The sequence below is a fragment of the Shewanella sp. H8 genome (assembly GCF_040285065.1).
In the GTDB taxonomy this organism is placed as follows: domain Bacteria; phylum Pseudomonadota; class Gammaproteobacteria; order Enterobacterales; family Shewanellaceae; genus Shewanella; species Shewanella polaris.
The window spans coordinates 3915431-3931938 of the sequence record NZ_CP157213.1 but is presented as its reverse complement, the minus strand read 5'-3'; the positions used below and the strand labels follow the sequence as shown (position 1 = coordinate 3931938).

At 41.7% G+C, this 16508-nt stretch carries 13 protein-coding genes; 7 read left to right on the top strand and 6 right to left on the bottom strand.

Annotation, left to right across the window (positions count from 1 at the left end):
• Nucleotides 1-300 precede the first annotated feature (300 nt).
• Together deoC and ABIS04_RS17130 are read right to left on the bottom strand one after the other, a co-directional pair.
• Nucleotides 301-1059, bottom strand: a complete 759-nt coding sequence (gene deoC, locus ABIS04_RS17135) for a deoxyribose-phosphate aldolase (protein WP_350433468.1) — start codon at nucleotides 1057-1059, stop codon at nucleotides 301-303.
• A 156-nt stretch (nucleotides 1060-1215) separates the two neighbouring features.
• Nucleotides 1216-2673 carry a PLP-dependent aminotransferase family protein gene (locus ABIS04_RS17130; protein WP_350431835.1) on the bottom strand — a complete coding sequence of 486 codons (1458 nt, stop codon included), beginning with the start codon at nucleotides 2671-2673 and terminating at the stop codon, nucleotides 1216-1218.
• 146 nt (nucleotides 2674-2819) lie between these two features.
• Between ABIS04_RS17130 and ABIS04_RS17125 the strand changes: the two genes are divergently transcribed.
• From ABIS04_RS17125 to ABIS04_RS17110, 4 genes are all read left to right on the top strand, one after another.
• Complete coding sequence (locus tag ABIS04_RS17125; RefSeq protein ID WP_350431834.1) at nucleotides 2820-4193, top strand: cytochrome ubiquinol oxidase subunit I; 1374 nt, start codon at nucleotides 2820-2822, stop codon at nucleotides 4191-4193.
• A gap of 28 nt (nucleotides 4194-4221) precedes the next feature.
• Nucleotides 4222-5229 carry a cytochrome d ubiquinol oxidase subunit II gene (gene cydB / locus ABIS04_RS17120; RefSeq protein ID WP_350431833.1) on the top strand — a complete coding sequence of 336 codons (1008 nt, stop codon included), beginning with the start codon at nucleotides 4222-4224 and terminating at the stop codon, nucleotides 5227-5229.
• 21 nt (nucleotides 5230-5250) lie between these two features.
• Entirely contained in the window at nucleotides 5251-5379 is a 129-nt protein-coding gene (locus ABIS04_RS17115; protein ID WP_350431831.1) for a DUF2474 domain-containing protein, read from the top strand.
• A 537-nt stretch (nucleotides 5380-5916) separates the two neighbouring features.
• Nucleotides 5917-6267, top strand: coding sequence for a DUF1971 domain-containing protein (locus ABIS04_RS17110; protein ID WP_350431830.1), 351 nt, complete (start codon nucleotides 5917-5919; stop codon nucleotides 6265-6267).
• Nucleotides 6268-6483: 216 nt separating this feature from the next.
• On the opposite strand, the gene ABIS04_RS17105 is transcribed toward ABIS04_RS17110, so the two are convergent.
• Nucleotides 6484-6870, bottom strand: coding sequence for a nuclear transport factor 2 family protein (locus ABIS04_RS17105; protein ID WP_350431829.1), 387 nt, complete (start codon nucleotides 6868-6870; stop codon nucleotides 6484-6486).
• A 115-nt stretch (nucleotides 6871-6985) separates the two neighbouring features.
• Here ABIS04_RS17105 and ABIS04_RS17100 point away from each other — a divergent pair, with 115 nt between their 5' ends.
• Nucleotides 6986-7858, top strand: a complete 873-nt coding sequence (locus ABIS04_RS17100; protein WP_350431828.1) for a LysR family transcriptional regulator — start codon at nucleotides 6986-6988, stop codon at nucleotides 7856-7858.
• Between the two features lie 250 nt (nucleotides 7859-8108).
• Here the strand turns inward: ABIS04_RS17100 and ABIS04_RS17095 are convergent, their stop codons facing one another.
• Nucleotides 8109-8543 (bottom strand): cytidine/deoxycytidylate deaminase family protein, encoded by a 435-nt coding sequence (locus ABIS04_RS17095; RefSeq protein WP_350431827.1) that lies wholly within the window; start codon nucleotides 8541-8543, stop codon nucleotides 8109-8111.
• Between the two features lie 439 nt (nucleotides 8544-8982).
• On the opposite strand from ABIS04_RS17095, the gene ABIS04_RS17090 reads away from it, so the two are divergent.
• Nucleotides 8983-9549 carry a sugar O-acetyltransferase gene (locus tag ABIS04_RS17090; RefSeq protein WP_350431826.1) on the top strand — a complete coding sequence of 189 codons (567 nt, stop codon included), beginning with the start codon at nucleotides 8983-8985 and terminating at the stop codon, nucleotides 9547-9549.
• A gap of 1304 nt (nucleotides 9550-10853) precedes the next feature.
• The gene (locus tag ABIS04_RS17085; RefSeq protein ID WP_350431825.1) at nucleotides 10854-12518 is read left to right on the top strand and encodes a serine hydrolase domain-containing protein; all 1665 of its coding nucleotides are present in this window, start codon (nucleotides 10854-10856) and stop codon (nucleotides 12516-12518) included.
• 1062 nt (nucleotides 12519-13580) lie between these two features.
• Here the strand turns inward: ABIS04_RS17085 and ABIS04_RS17080 are convergent.
• Nucleotides 13581-15515 (bottom strand): B12-binding domain-containing radical SAM protein, encoded by a 1935-nt coding sequence (locus tag ABIS04_RS17080; RefSeq protein WP_350431824.1) that lies wholly within the window; start codon nucleotides 15513-15515, stop codon nucleotides 13581-13583.
• 275 nt (nucleotides 15516-15790) lie between these two features.
• Nucleotides 15791-16471: a monofunctional biosynthetic peptidoglycan transglycosylase gene (mtgA, locus tag ABIS04_RS17075; RefSeq protein WP_350431823.1), complete on the bottom strand. Its 681-nt coding sequence runs from the start codon at nucleotides 16469-16471 to the stop codon at nucleotides 15791-15793.
• Between the last annotated feature and the right edge of the window lie 37 nt (nucleotides 16472-16508).

Below are 16508 nucleotides of genomic sequence, written 5' to 3'. Positions count from 1 at the left end.
GAGTGGGTTGACTCACGTATTCTTGAGCTTACCACCATCTTTGCTATTGATATTTATGCTTACGCACTCTTTATAATGAACAGTAAAATGATGGCGGCATTGTTTTATTATTTTAACTGAATATTGTGAGCATTTAGACCGAAAACGATGACAAGGCGCTGCAAACTGCCAGCGCTGGCTGTGCGTTTAAGTATTGTTCAAAAGCTAGGTGGCATAGTTTACTGCAGCATAGATTTATCGGTAACATCTTGTCGAATAGGAACGCTCATAAGTGCTCAATTTAATATTTAGCGTCAACGTCTATTTTGCTTCACCTAGCGTATTAAGTAGATTAGATAACAAGCTAGAAGCACCAAAACGATAGTGTTTAGCGTTATCGGCCCAACCTTCCCCAATAATATTATCAGCCATATCTAAATATAGTTTGGCTTCTTCTGCAGTCTGAACGCCGCCAGAGGCCTTAAAACCAACGTGACTTTCAACGTCCATCAGTTTGATGACTGATAACATAATTTCAGCCGCTTCTAGCGTTGCATTGACGGGCACTTTCCCCGTAGAGGTTTTGATCATATCAGCACCCGCTTTAATGGATATTTCGGAGGCTCTTTTGATTAGTTCAGGCGTTTTTAGCTCACCAGACTCGATAATCACTTTGAAGAAAATGTCATTACCGCAAGCGGCTTTACATTGCTCAATAAGCTCAAAGCAAACATCCTCATTACCCAATATTAACGCGCGATATGGAAACACAACATCGACATCATCTGCGCCATAGGCAATGGCCGCTTTTGTTTCAGCAACGGCTATTTCAACATCATCATTTCCATGAGGAAAATTAGTCACAGTGACCACTCGAATATTGGGGGTACCTTGTGATCGCAATTGCTTTTTGGCAATAGGAATGAAACGCGGATAGATGCATATGCCGGCGGTATTACCTGCAAAGGTTTTAGCTAGCTTACACAACTCGATAATTTTATCATCGGTATCGTTATCGCTTAAGGTTGTTAGATCCATCAAATGAAGTGCACGTAGTGCAGCTATTTTTACATTACTCATTGGTATTTCCGGTACGTAGTAAAAATCCATTCCCAAGGTCCTACTGTCCTTGGAAACAAATAAAGGAACGGCATTATAAAAGTAGAGGACTTTCGAAAATAGATACAGAAATGAAGGCTATATCTATATCAGATCTTGAGGATTAGAGCGTTCGGGTTAGAACTTGGGTTCGTTATTTCGAAGTTGCTCATTTTTTGATGCATTCACCACCATACATTCACTGATTATTTGTCCTAATGTTATTATTGCTTGTACTGTTTTATCATTCAGTGCAAAGGACGCGTTCAATCTCATACAATGGTTGTAGTGTTCGGTTACGCTAAACATTTTTCCCGGCGCAATGCTGATGTTTTGCTTTATAGCAGCATGAAAAACATCCACAGAATCAATTCCAAGCGGAAGTTCTACCCAAATAAAATAACCTCCTTGTTGACTCGTTATATTCACTCCTGAAGGTAAGTACTTAGTAAGCAAACACTCCATCTGTCTCTTACGTTCATGCAGTTTTTTTCTCAACTGCTTTAAATGGGTTTCGTAATTACACTTACTTAAATAGTCCGTTAGCGCTAATTGAATGGGTGCGCTTGTTGCTAGCGTGCTCATTAATTGCAACTTTTGCATCTCCAACGCACGCTTCCCTGCTGCTACCCAACCAATTCTAAACCCCGAAACCAAAGATTTTGAAAAAGAAGAACAAAGCATTACGTTTCCAGTTTGATCAAACTGTTTGACTGGCATAACTGGAGAGCCTTCTTGATAAAGCTCTCCATAGACATCATCTTCAATCAAGGCCACGTTATAACGATTAAGCAGATCATTTAACGACTGCTTTTTCTCTAATGTTAGTGTAAAACCCAGTGGGTTCTGATGATTGCTCATCAACCAGCACGCCTTTACATCATGGGATTGAAGTGCCTTTTCCAAAGCATCGAGATCAATTCCTGCTATAGTATCGGTTCTTACCGACAAGGCTTTTAATCCCAGCCGCTCTAATGATTGAAGTGCACCATAAAACGTGGGAGATTCAACCACCACCCAATCACCCGGTTTGGTGCACACTTGCAAGCTGAGATTTAACGCTTCGAGTGCGCCGGCGGTAATCACAATCTCCTCAGGCGATATGTTAACTCCTTTTGTCGCATACCGTTTAGCAAGGATCGTTCTTAACTCTTCATTACCAGGCGGTAAATTATCGAATGTACTAGAAATTGGTAGATTTCGGGCGGCAGACATTAGCGAACGATTAACTTGTTGGCGTGGATACAAACTAGGATCTGGATACGCGAAACCAAAATTAACCATATACGGGTTACGACCTGCTTGCAGCACTTCAAACACAAAGTCGTTAATATCAACTTTTTCAGTTAACGACACCGCAATATGTCGATGAGGTTCGGTTTCTTTTAATTCAGGTGTCACACGATAGCCTGAACGCGCTTGAGAAACCACATAACCTTGAGACTCCAAGACTTGATAAGCATGTAAAACGGTCATCAAACTTAGACCACTATGTTCAGACTGTTTTCTAAGCGACGGTAATTTATCGCCCGCACGCCAGACTCCAGATTTTATCTGACGTTTGAGTTGATAAACCAGATCTTCATACTTTGCCAATTCGAATTCACCATAACAATTAATACCTTCTAAATCATAACACCGATAAAAACCATCTGTTATATATTTAGACTTAATTTCTGTGCCTACTTATACCCTTGGCCATCCATTAATATGCCATCTTCTAAAATGAATAAGGCTAGTTTATGTTTGAGCTCGATGCTTTGTTATTAGCACGGATACAGTTTGCTTTTACAATATCTTTCCACATTATTTTTCCAGCAATAACCATTGGGCTGGCTAGCTACCTTGCTGTATTAGAAGGATTAAGCCTCAAAACACGTAATCCTGACTACAAAGTCCTCTACCTTTTTTGGTCAAAGATTTTTGCTGTAAACTTTGGTATGGGTGTTGTTTCAGGCCTTGTTATGGCCTATCAATTTGGAACCAATTGGAGTGGTTTTTCATCTTTTGCCGGTAGTATTACTGGGCCGCTACTCACTTATGAAGTGCTGACTGCTTTTTTCTTAGAAGCTGGTTTTCTTGGGGTTATGCTCTTTGGCTGGCAACGAGTAGGCGATAAGCTACACTTTTTTGCTACCTGTATGGTCGCTCTGGGGACCATACTCTCCACTTTTTGGATCCTCGCCTCTAACAGTTGGATGCAAACCCCAACCGGTTACGAGATTATCAATGGTCAAGTTGTCCCAACCGATTGGTTTGCAGTCATTTTTAACCCTTCATTTCCATACAGATTAGTTCATATGGGTGTTGCAGCATTTCTCAGCACTGCTTTATTTGTCGGTGCTTGCGCAGCCTGGCATCTGCTCAAGGGCAACAAAACTGGCCCAGTTAAGAAAATGTTTTCGATGGCAATGTGGATGTTAGTTCTAGTCGCACCGATCCAAGCCTATATAGGGGACATACATGGCCTTAATACGCTAGAACATCAACCTGCAAAAATTGCAGCGATAGAAGGACATTGGGATAACTCTGACGGCGGCCCAAGTCCATTGATTCTGTTTGGATTCCCGAATATGGAAAAAGAGCGTACAGACTTTGCGCTTGAAATACCCGTACTTGGCAGCTTAATACTCAAACACAGTTTGGTAGAACCCATTCCAGCATTGAAAGACTTTCCAAAAGACGAAAGACCTAACTCACTAGTTATATTTTGGTCTTTTAGAATTATGGTATTACTTGGAGTACTCATGATTTTACAGGGCTTGTACAGTCTTGTTCTACGTAAAAAACAGCGACTTTATAATACAGGTTGGTATCTAAAGTTCTCTCTTTTAATGGGGCCCGCTGGGTTAATTGCTATACTCGCGGGTTGGTTTACTACCGAAGTAGGCCGTCAGCCTTGGGTTGTATACGGATTGATGAAAACTAAAGATGCAGTATCGGCCCATAGTGACTTACAAATGAGTATCAGCCTTCTATGTTTCTTCATTGTTTACAGCCTAGTCTTTGGGTTTGGCTACTTCTACATGATGCGCCAAATGAAACAGGGGCCTCAGCTAGATGATGCTCACAACACTGGTTCCCATGAAATTTCGACAATTTCTGGTCGACTTTAAATTTACGGCATGACTTGAGGTAATCTTTATGGAATTAGATCTTTCGGTTGTTTGGTTTGGTATCATCATCTTTGCTACCTTGATGTACATTTTCATGGATGGTTTTGATTTAGGCATAGGAATTATGATGCCTTTTGTTAAAAGCAGTTCACAAAAAGATGTCATGGTTAATAGTGTTGCCCCGGTTTGGGATGGTAATGAAACGTGGATAGTACTTGGTGGCGCTGCGCTATTTGGCGCCTTCCCTCTGGCTTACTCGATAATTCTTGAAGCGTTAACCATCCCAATTACACTGATGTTAGTGGCACTAATTTTTCGGGGTGTTGCCTTTGAGTTTCGCTTTAAAGCACTACCAAGTCACCTTAAATTCTGGGATCGTGCATTTATGGTAGGCTCAATTATTACCACCTATTGTCAAGGTGTTGTCGTTGGTGCAGTGGTTCAGGGATTTACTGTTGAAGGTCGTATATTTACAGGTGGCCAGTTAGATTGGCTCGCTCCATTCCCACTATTTTGTGGCTTTGGTCTGTTGGCTGCATATGCATTACTTGGTAGCACTTGGTTGCTAACGAAAACTGAAGGTGATCTGCAACAGACCATATTTACTTTAGTGCCTAAAATTCTCAGCTTACTTATTGTTGCTATAATTGTCGTGAGTGTATGGACACCACTGACTAGCGTATCCATTGCCGAACGTTGGTTTACGCTACCCAATTTATTCCTATTAGCTCCGGTGCCCTTACTGACGGCTGTTTTGTGCTGGAAAACATTTGATTCAGTCAAAAAGCAAAAAGAAACATCCCCGTTTTTAATGGCATTAATGATTGTTTTTCTTGGTTTTGCAGGTCTTGGGATTAGCCTATGGCCTAACATCATTCCTCCTAACATCTCAATATGGCAAGCAGCAGCCCCCAAAGAAAGCCTCAGTTTCATGCTTTATGGTGCGTTGATCATTATTCCTATGATCCTTGCATATACATTTTGGAGTTATTACGTCTTCGCCGGAAAAGTAAAAGAAGGCGAGGCTTACCACTAATTAATCATTAGGGAGGTTAAAATGAAACTTAATAGCACACTCCAGAAATGGTTATGGCTTATAAGTATCTGGGTTATAAGTGTACTTTCGTTAGGCATAGTATCTATGGGATTTAAATTATTGATGACTGCGGCTGGATTTAAATCTTAAGTAATCCATAACAAAATCAGAATAATAGAAACTTTATTAGAAGTAAACTAAGCGTCTAGCGAAGCACACCTTGAATTAACATAGCTAGAATTAACATGGCCACCCATTCCAATTTGTTCAAGTGCTGGGTGGCTACTTTATTCACCCAGTACTTCAAACTCATCACGCGCCAGGTGGGCGCGTCCGTCAGCCTCTAAAACCAAAGTTCACTGTACACAACACCAAAGGCTTTATTCATCGTCCATTTTGACGTTAGAACATAACGATTATCACCTTCTGCTTTCCACAATTAACATGGTCGCCCATTCCAATTATTTAGACATATCGATAGAAATTGATGCGTTGAGTGCATCGCGCCGAACTCTCGCTAAAGCAATGAAAACGAGTTATGTTACTTGTTCAAAAGCGGGGTGGCATAGTTTAGTCACTTTACTTATGATGTTATTTTGGTGGCTTCTGTAGTTTTTAAATCGGTTATTGAGGCTAGCCAAATGGTCACCTGTAATAAAAAAATCTATCATTAATTGAGGTAACAATATGAACAAAGAAAATAATGTTATTCCCGCTGATTTTGTAAACTACAAAACCACCTTTTTAATGAACAAGGATAATATCCCGAAGCTATTTCTTTTCGAGCATAATACCAAAGCCGGAGTTTATGGGAGAATCTGCGTGACCGTTGGGGAGTTAAGGTTTTTTGGTTTTAAAGAACGTCGCGGTGCGATAGAGCAAGAGCTTATAGTCAAAGCCGGAAGTGTTGCCATTTCACCACCAGAATACTGGCATAAAGTTGAGTTGATGACTGAAGATACTGAATTTAAAGTAGAGTTCTTTGCACAACAAGATTCTCAGATCGTTAAAGAAAACTTATCAGAGCGAAATGAATAAAAACAATTAATATCAGACAACTAATATCAAACAATTAACATGGCCACCATTTTAATTTCCATTCCAATTAAATAAAGAGTAAATACGCAACTAGGCTTTAGTTACCTTTATTACTAACTGGTAACCTAAGATGGCCAGACCTAGACAAACTATCGTTAGCCTAGAACAAACACTTGGCTACCCATTCCAATTTGTTCAAAAGCAGGGTGGCATACTTTATTCACCCAGTACTTCAAACTCATCACTAGCCAGGCGGGCGTGTCCGTCAGCCTCTACAACCCAAAGTTCGCGGTGCACAACACCAAAGGCTTTATTCATCGTCCATTTTGACGTTAGAACATAACTATTATCACCTTCTGCTTCCCATGTTACTTGTGTGTAATCCACATCTTTAAAACCTTGATCAATAATACCTTGCCAGAAAGCTTCAATGGCTTTACGGCCTTCAAACACACCGAAGGGGCGAGCCGTCATAGTACAATCTTTTTGATACTGAGCAGCACAGCCTTTGGCATCTTGGCTATTGAATGCAATTTGCCAAGCTAAAATACCGTTTTTACAGGCGGCTAAAATCGTGTTGTCTGTCATTGTAAAATTTTTCATGGGAAGGTCCTTGATAAACTGTTTGTGTCGCGATTGAAATAGATAATAGCCATATAATTAAATTAGAAAAACAGCTATATTTGTAAACACTGTTTAATAAAATAGAACAATAGTTATGATTCGATTACGGCAGATGTCGGTGTTTGCGCATATTGTAGAGGCGGGTTCAATTACCGCGGCGGCAGAGGTTTTGGCGGTATCTAAATCAGTGGTGAGCCAGCACCTGAAGTCGTTAGAAACTGACCTTGGCATTGTGTTACTCAAGCGGACAACTCGTAAGCAAGCCCTAACAGATGCAGGACAACAGTTTTACCAACACTGTAAAATGCTTAATCAAATAGCAGGTGATGCATGGTTAGATACGGAACAAACTAAAGTGATCCCGCAAGGACGAGTGCGCATCACAGCGCCTAATGCCTTAATGGAAACTCTGGTGACTCCAGCTATTGGAAAGTTGCTCTCGCAATACCCTTTATTAAAGCCTGAACTTATTAGTCATGATCAGCATTTAGACTTAATGTCAGAAGACATTGATTTAGCGATACGGGTTGGGCGATCCCAAGCCAGTAATTTAAAACAGAAACGTATTGGTGAGTTTAGAGATGTGCTGGTGGGCACAAAAGCACTCGTTGAACAAAATGAGTGGCAGGCATTGCCTTATGTAGCAAATACTTGGCAAAAAAAAGCCATTACACATGAGTTTATAACAGATACAAACGAGCCATGGCATTACCATACTCAGGCACATTGCATAGCTAACTCATTTCATACTTGCTTGGCATTAATTCAATTTGGCAGTGGCGTTGGGATAGTACCGGACTTTTATCTTGATAACCTTGAGGGCGATTTAGTGGAGGTGTTTAAAGGGAAAACATTGCCGATGAATACCATTTATGGTCTACATCCGTTTGGCAATCGAATGCCATTAAATGTGAAAGTGTGCTTTGATGCAATTGCTAAAGAATTGACCACCGCAATGACATCTTGATAGTGGGCAAAGTAAATAGATACTTCAACCGAATTACCTAGCTTCCCATTGTTAAATTTTACAGTTTCCCTCTTTTGGTCCGAGCAGGGTGAAACCTTGCGATCTATTCTTGTTTCTAGAATCGGTGCGGATGAAGCGCCACGACGTTAGTGGCCGCAGGCTATAAGTACAAAGAACACCTAGATAGCTAATGTACTAATTCACTTAAGCCGTTGCCGATTTACACTGCCAACATGTTCATCCAGCTTGGTTAATCTACTTGCATCCAATCGACTTCAACGCCAGCTTGTTCAAACATATCTTCGCTGACTTTAATCTTGTCTCCCCAGCGCGACAGAAAATCGTCGTTGGGCTTTGGGCTATGCACAGCGCGCAATCCGGTTTGGATAATCTTGGCAGCGCAGTTTGGGCAGGGGAAGTGAGTCACCCAAATTTCACAGCTACTGAGATCGCGTTTGGCATGCAATATGGCGTTTTCTTCTGCATGGAGCGTTTTTAGCAGTTTCATTTCACGGTTATCGGTTTCGGCGCTATCTGATATTCCGTGAGGGTAACCATTAAAGCCTAACGATACGATGCGATTGTTTTCAGTGATCACCGCACCAACTCGGGTGGAGGGATCTTTACTCCAAGATGCTACGAGCTCGGCCATCTGTAAAAAACGTATCGCCCATTTTGTCATCATGTTATTGCCGTTCCTATGCGTTATTTATCGCTCTGACTATCGTATTAACTATCACGTTATGTATCACTTTAACTAGGCGCTATTCTCTATGCAGAATAGTGATAAATCAACCTAGTATATTATAATCTTGATCCTACTTACCTTTTCTTATATTTAGTAGGGTTATAGTGCGCCTGAAAGATTGGTTAAACCCCAAGCTCATCGGTTGTTCAAAGTATGACTTACTGTTTATAATTATGCTTCATACTGTTGATAATTAACACTAATCTATACATTTAAATCGTGCAGAAAGCTATTTTCATATATTTAATAAGGATTGAAAAGTTGAACTATGGCTACAAAAAATGGGTGGTATGATTAATTTTTGTTGCTCTGTAATAATATGGCCATATAGACTTAGTTTTTAGCCTTTTTTAGCTTAGTTTGAATAGAGTGGAATATGACAGAAAAAGAGAAAATGCTCTCAGGAGAGTATTATGATCCCGGTGATGCGGAGTTGGTTGCGTTACGCCTAAAAGCCCGTTTATTGACCGAAACGTTAAATCAAACCAGTGTGAGTGATGCTGATAAACGAGTGAACATTGTTAAATCATTGTTTGGCTCGACAGGACGTAGCATTCATATTGAGTCGTCATTTAACTGTGATTATGGTGTGAATATTCATGTCGGTGAAAATTTTTATGCCAATTTTGGCTGCGTTATTTTAGACGTTGCAGAAGTTAGAATTGGTGATAATTGTTTAATCGCACCTCAAGTAGGAATTTATACTGCCACGCATCCACTCGACCCTATTAAAAGAAACAGCGGTGTAGAGTACGGCAAACCAGTAACCATAGGCCACAACTGTTGGATTGGTGGCCACGCTACGATCAATCCCGGTGTGACGTTAGGCAATAATGTTGTTGTCGCTTCAGGCGCTGTGGTAACCAATAGTTTTGGCGACAATGTTGTCATCGGCGGTAATCCCGCAAGAGTGATTAAAGAAATAGCGTGCTCAGACTGTTGATAATTAAGGTCAATTAATAGATTTGAATTGTGGTTAACGCAATCGTAATCAAAGTGAAGAATAGTGATGTTATATTCATCACTAAAATGGATGGCTTAGTTTTATTCTCATACAAGAGCAAAGGCAGTAAGTTATCAACTTACTCAGGTTCGTGTCATCGTCTTCCCGGCAATGCTTATGAGCCGGGATCCAGGTGTTAGTTTCCTGTAGTTTTGTACTTATGGCCTGCGGCCACTAACGTCGTGGCGCTTCACCCACACCAGACCAAGAGGGAATTAACGGCTATTCCCTCTTGGATCACCCAGCCGCCCCGCAACATTTTCAAACAGCGAAAAGGTCGCCATGGGGTAGATCCAGCTTTTAACTTTATTTTTAGTCAGCTTCGGCCTTATTCGAAAATGCTAACGCTTCAGATGGGGCGTCCCTTCCCCTCTAAAGCTAGCTGGCCGTCCATGGCCAGCTCACGTCATTTTCTTCAACGGCCTCAAGTTCAGAGTTGAATTTTGACCGTTGCAAGCAATATACGTAACTCATTTATGCCCCATTATGTTTTTAGATTATGGCCTGCGGCCACTAACGTCGTGGCGCTTCACCCACACCAGACCAAAAGGAAACCAACGGCTGTTCCCTCTTCGATCACCCAGCCGCCCCGCAACATTTTCAAACAGCGAAAAGGTCGCCATGGGGTTGATCCAGCTTTTGACTTTATTGTTATTCCGCCTCGGACTTATTCGAAAATGCTAACGCTTCCGATGGTACATCCTGTACCCCGAAAGCTAGCCTGACATTCATGTCAGGATTCACGCTATTTTCTTCAACGCCCTCTAGTTCAGGGTTGAACCGGTCCATTTTCAAGTCAATAAATCTAACTTGTTTTTGCCCCAAACCTTGTTAGTCATATAATAAACTACGTTGTGTCGCTTCGCCCCTAATCTTTTGCAAAAAGTGATGAGAGGAAAACAACAGTATTTCCCTTTTCGGTTAACTTTTTGAGAATCTTGCTGCCCTTGTAAAATAGCTCTTACAATGTGAACTAGTCTCAAGCTTTAGATCAAAATAGCTTTACACATTCGTTCACTTCAAACGGAGATCTTCGAGTCAGCAGTTTTTTGTATAGCTAAATAAAAAGCCACTCTTGTATACATTTGAATACTCTATTTGAATAGATGTAAGAAAGAAGTCGTGAGTTTGGCTTGCAATCGAGGACAAGGGTTACCAAGGAGATGTTCACTTGTAAGTATTTTGAACAAAAATAGAATACAATGGACTAAAAGAAGACATGTAATTTTAAAATGGAGTTTAAGTTGCTAAAAATCAGATCATTAATCCTCGTGAGTGTGTTTATTGTTATTTCTACATTTCGCCCAGATGCTATTGCTGATCCTAGCCAGTTTGACATTGATAGTATTTTTTCCGAATGGGAACAAGTTGACCAGCCAGGCGGCACTGTAGCAGTTATTAAAGAAGGTAAACTCATTTTCAGTAAAGGATATGGCTTAGCAAATATCGAGCACTCAGTCCCTAATACTCCAACCACCGTTTTTAGAATTGCATCTACCTCAAAACAATTCACAGCAGCGACTATTCTCCTATTAGTTCAGCAACAAAATTTGAATTTAAACGATTCGCTCTACTCTTTCTTTCCAGATTTTCCAGATTATGCAAAAGACATCACCATAAGACATTTGCTCCACCACACTAGTGGGGTTAGAGATTATTTTAACCTTAAAGAGTTAAAAGGTTTTCGAACTGATGATTACTATGATGATGCAGAGGTCATGGGGTGGTTGACCGCTCAACCATCACTTAATTTCAACCCTGGGGAGGAGTTTTTATACAGTAATTCAGGTTATTGGTTACTTGCACAAATAGTGCAAAAGGTAACGGGAGTTTCAATGGCCTCATTCGCTGACAATGAAATCTTTAAGCCTCTGAAGATGCACAATACGCGGTTTCATAATAATCATAACCGTATTGTGAAAAATAAAGCCTATGGATATACCCCCTTCTCTGGACCTGAATTCGAAATTAACATGCCAACATTAGATCTTATTGGTGATGGCGGCATTTTAACTACTGTAGAAGATTTAAAAAAATGGGACGATGAGTTTTATCAACAAAAAGTGTTTGATAAAAACTTTTGGGAAAAAATGACAACCGTTGGAACGCTCAATAACGGTGAGCAACTTGATTATGCTTCTGGGCTTCGTATAAGTGATTATAAAGGGCTTAAACAGATAGACCACGCCGGGTGGTTTGGCGGTTTTAAGTCGAATCTGATTAGATTTCCAGAGCAAAAATTTTCAGTCATTGTCCTAGCGAACAGAGAGGATGCTTATTCAACTGGTTTAGCACGCCAAGTTGCTGATCTATATTTAAATCAGTTCTACAAAAAAGAAGTTGAAAGTGCGCCGCAGTTTATTGAACTTAACGCAGATCAGTTAAAGAATTTTTCTGGTCACTATTGGAGTGAAGATAGAAGTGATTCACGTCATGTGTATATTAAACAGGGAAAGTTAAAGCTATCACCAGCCCCCGAACGAGAATATGATTTAGCCCCTCTTTCCGAAAAGCAGTTCAAGCTAATGGGTGTGTCTGCTAACGTCATTATGACTTTTATGCCTAAAAGTAATCAAATGTCAGTCTCGGTAAATGGTCGGGATCCCTTTATATGTGATGAGTACACACCAGCCAATTACAACGGCGACCAATTAGCCCAATTTACGGGAAATTTTTACAGTGAAGCATTAATGGTCAATTACCACATCAAGATAATTGACGGTGAGCTACAGCTTCATATAGGTAACAGTCTGGTATCTAAGCTTGATGCAGTGCAACAAGATATGCTGGTCAGTCGCAACCTTGGTATCATCCATATAGAAAGAAACACCGAAAGCGTAATTACTGGGTTCAAGATGTCCTCAAATCGAGTTAAACATGTCCAGTATAAAAAAGTGTTGGCTGAATAGTCGAGCTCAATGCTTATAATAGTAAAAGCATCTAATAATCAATTACTTACAGCGCGACCTAAAAGTGCTTTTTTACTTTCAGGAAGAAAGATTGCTAGTACTGAGTAGCCCTATAACCTAGGGTTACTTTTTAAGTAGTGACTTTAAATAGTCTAATTAATGTGGAGATAATCTCAATAGCTTCTTAAGTATTTCAGAACTTAGCCATACTTATCATCATCTGAACTTAAGACTTAAGACTTAAGACTTTAGTGCTTCAGTTCTAACAAGCTTTGGTTAAAGTACGTCTGAGGGGATCAACCTAAGACGTTTCTGTCCAAAAATGAGTTAAACGTCTGGTTTGCAAATGCCTAAATTCAACTCTGAACTTGAGGCCGTTGAAGAAAATGACGTGAGTCCAGACATGGCCTTTCTCGCACATCTGACCGATAAGGATATTGGAAATGTCATTATGATGTCGGGAACATCATTGACCATGTGCTTCAAGGCATTCAGGCATCCTGCCTATAAGAGCTGGCTAGCTTTGGAGGGGAAGGCTCGCCCCATCTGAAGCGTTAGCATTTTCATTCTTTACTATAAAGAGGTGGCCGAAGCCGACTCAATACGCGGCCAAAAGCTGGATTAATTTCCGTCGCAATTTTTTCGCTGCAGTTGTTTGGTTAAACAGCGAAAATGTTGCCGGAACGGCATGGGCTAATTCTTTTATAAAAAGTAAAGAGGGGATTGCTGTTGATCCCCTTTTGGCCTGTGCCGGGTGGAACCTTGCGATCTTAATTCAAACGAAGTTTGATAAATCTGGTGTGGGCGAAGCGCCACGACGTTAGTGGCCGCAGGCCATAAAGTACAAAAAATACAAAAGCACAAAGAATACACCTGGATCCCCGATAAAAGCACTCGAGGATGACGGCGTAGAGCTGGATTCTTCCCGGTAACGTCCTTGAACCGGGTCTTAGCATTGCCGGAATGACGGAGTCAGAGCATGCCTAAATCAGGGAACGACGGTGAACTCAATTATGCCATCGCGGCATTTGTGAATCCTTTCACATCAGACAGCCTTTCTATTTACTCTTCTTGGCTCAAAATAAAATTGCTGATCGCTTTTGAGATCAGATCTTTCTTCATCGTGGTGCGTGACACTTTTTGATCAAACCAAAAGCTCATGGGTTGGTCGAAGCCGATGCCATGCATATAGTTGTATAGTGCTTTGCGCAGCCCTTCGCCGAGCATGTCATGATCGGTACCGGTGGGGTCGGTGAAATCAACATCATTTTCAGCGAACATAATCTCAGGGCGATCGCCAAGCGTGATGCCAAATTGTTCAGGGTTTAAGCCAATAGGACTGTGAATTGTAGCCACAAAACGATGCCAGTAAGCTGATTGGAAACAACCTTGTTGCATCAACTGTCGCACCATTTCTAACGAATCAATGGTTTCTTGCTCGGTTTGAGTGGGAAAGCCATACATCAAATAAGCATGCACCAATATACCTGCGTCACTAAACGCCTTAGTGACTTGGGCGACGCGCTCAACACTCACGCCTTTTTTCATTAGCTTTAATAGACGATCTGAAGCAACCTCAAGGCCGCCGCTAATCGCGATACAACCCGAATCAGCCAGTAACTGACAACGTGCTGGGCTAAAGGTACGCTCAAAGCGAATATTGCCCCACCAGCTGATCACCACGTTACGTTCAATCAATCGTTTGGCGAATGCAAATAAGGTTTTTGGCGGTAAGGCTTCATCAACAAAATGGAAACCGGTTTGCCCGGTTTCGGCGACAAGCGCCTCGATGCGATCGACCAGAACATCTGCGCCTGCGGTATCGTAGCGGTCGATATAATCTAAGCTGACATCGCAAAAGCTGCATTTACGCCAGTAGCATCCGTGGGCGATGGTTAATTTATTCCAGCGGCCGTCACTCCAAATGCGGTGCATTGGGTTGAGCATTTCACATAACGACAGGTATTCGGTTAATGGCAGACCATCGTAAATTGGTGCGCCAACCTCAGATTGGGGAATGTCGTGTAGCTCAGTATTTTGATTAAGATGAACGTAAGGTTCACCGTTTTCATCTTCTGCCAAAAAGTAAGTGCGTACTAACTCTTCAATGTCGCGCTTACCTTCAAAATACTCTAGCAAGGTAATTAGCGGACGTTCGCCGTCGTCTAAACAAATAAAGTCGATAAATTCAAAGACCCGCGGGTCTTTCAGCGCACGTAGTTCGGTATTCACAAAGCCACCACCCATTACGATAGGTAGCTCAGGATTGATGGCTTTACAGGTTTGCGCTATGCGCAAAGCGCCAAGCATATTGCCGGGAAACGGTACGGTTAACGCGACTACGCTAGGCTGGGTTTCTTCTAAATATTGCTCAACCAACTGCTCTAAAATGTCTGAGCTGAAGCTAGGTTCGCCCATTAAGGTGTCGTATAGGTTGTCGAAGCTTGGGTTGGCTGCGGCTAAGCGCTCGCCATAACGGCTGACTTCAAAGTAAGGATCAACCCCTTGGGTGATCACGTTCGACAGATCGTTAATGAATAAAGTGGCGAGGTATTTGGCTTTATCTTGTACGCCTAAATTGCCAAAGGCAGCTTGCAGTACGTCGCCTGACACGGCTTCCATCTGGGCGATAGCTTCAAATGCTGGGCCTTCGGGTAAAAAACGACGCGAGTTAATTCGCATGGCTAGGCTTGGGTCTTTGCCTTGTAAAAAGCGAATGGCAGGTTCAACGGTGCTATGGTAACGTTCAAATTCAGCTAGAAAATCAAACACTACATCAGGCAGCTCATCGTCTTCAAAGTGTTCGAAGTTTTCTTCTACATGTTGACGGATCACCTCCAGCGCGGGCGCTGTCATCATTTCAAGAAACAACTCAATAGCAGGATCTCTCTGAACCGCTTCATAGCCTCGTAAACGTAAAAAACCCGTTAAATAAGCCGTTGCTGGATACGGCGTATTAAGTTGAGTCATTGGAGGTGTCATCAGAAGAACGGTCATAGCCTGCCTTTATCGTAAAGCCAATAGAAATAAGGCTGCATTCTACCAGTAAAAATGGCTCAAATCCCTTTAATTCCGGCTTTCATCAGGCTTGCTGCTTGTCATCATGTTTTCCGGTGTGTGATGACTATTGTCGGGGGGATGTATTTTGTTGAGCAATATTAGTGACTAATTGCTTAACAATGAGCAATGTTGTTCTCATGTCATTATGGGGTTTAGCTCGAGTAGTTATTGCCCTTGGGATAAGGGCGATAACTACTCGTATGACATTGCCGTTAATTGGCCAGAATAGACTTTAGATAGCCAGAGCCAAGTTGGCGCATTTGCTTTTCTCCCCAAGCTACTCTTTGGCGCAGGTATGGGGTTAAATTATTAGGGTTTCGGTTGCGTGGACTCGGCAATAATACCGCTAACCGCGCAGCTTCGTTGTTGGATAGATAACGGGCCGATTTATTATAATAATGCTGGCTAGCCGCTTCTACACCGTAAATGCCTTTACCAAATTCAGCTACGTTTAAGTACACCTCTAAGATACGTTTTTTACCCCAAATAGCTTCGAGGCTCACGGCCAACATGGCTTCTAACCCTTTACGAACAAAACTTCTACCCGGCCAAAGTAACAGATTTTTTGCGGTTTGTTGGCTGATGGTACTGGCACCACGCAGGCCTTCTCCATCGTCGTACTGGTTAAGGGCTTTAGTTATGGAGTTAACATCGACCCCGAAGTGCTGTGGAAACAATTGATCTTCTGCGGCTACTACAGCTAATGGCATGTGCGCTGGCAGCTCATCAATACTTACCCAATGCTGACTTACCGGATAATCGCTTTGCAGCATAAATGACGTAGTGGGTGGCGGCACAAATCTGAGCAACAGCAACAATAGCGTCAGTAAAGCTAAAAAGCGCCATGTTACGTACCAGGTCCAACCGAAAAAACCGCGCTTACGATTTGCCATTCATTGCCTTATGTTAACTTTAAACATCGTTTGTAAT

Excerpts from the sequence above, each read along its gene's own strand:
- cydB (WP_350431833.1), top strand. The coding sequence starts at position 4,222 with ATGGAATTAGATCTTTCGGTTGTTTGGTTTGGTATCATCATCTTTGCT.
- mtgA (WP_350431823.1), bottom strand. The coding sequence starts at position 16,471 with ATGGCAAATCGTAAGCGCGGTTTTTTCGGTTGGACCTGGTACGTAACA.
- ABIS04_RS17100 (WP_350431828.1), top strand. The coding sequence starts at position 6,986 with ATGATTCGATTACGGCAGATGTCGGTGTTTGCGCATATTGTAGAGGCG.
- deoC (WP_350433468.1), bottom strand. The coding sequence starts at position 1,059 with ATGAGTAATGTAAAAATAGCTGCACTACGTGCACTTCATTTGATGGAT.
- ABIS04_RS17110 (WP_350431830.1), top strand. The coding sequence starts at position 5,917 with ATGAACAAAGAAAATAATGTTATTCCCGCTGATTTTGTAAACTACAAA.
- ABIS04_RS17125 (WP_350431834.1), top strand. The coding sequence starts at position 2,820 with ATGTTTGAGCTCGATGCTTTGTTATTAGCACGGATACAGTTTGCTTTT.
- ABIS04_RS17090 (WP_350431826.1), top strand. The coding sequence starts at position 8,983 with ATGACAGAAAAAGAGAAAATGCTCTCAGGAGAGTATTATGATCCCGGT.
- ABIS04_RS17105 (WP_350431829.1), bottom strand. The coding sequence starts at position 6,870 with ATGAAAAATTTTACAATGACAGACAACACGATTTTAGCCGCCTGTAAA.
- ABIS04_RS17115 (WP_350431831.1), top strand. The coding sequence starts at position 5,251 with ATGAAACTTAATAGCACACTCCAGAAATGGTTATGGCTTATAAGTATC.
- ABIS04_RS17095 (WP_350431827.1), bottom strand. The coding sequence starts at position 8,543 with ATGATGACAAAATGGGCGATACGTTTTTTACAGATGGCCGAGCTCGTA.
- ABIS04_RS17080 (WP_350431824.1), bottom strand. The coding sequence starts at position 15,515 with ATGACCGTTCTTCTGATGACACCTCCAATGACTCAACTTAATACGCCG.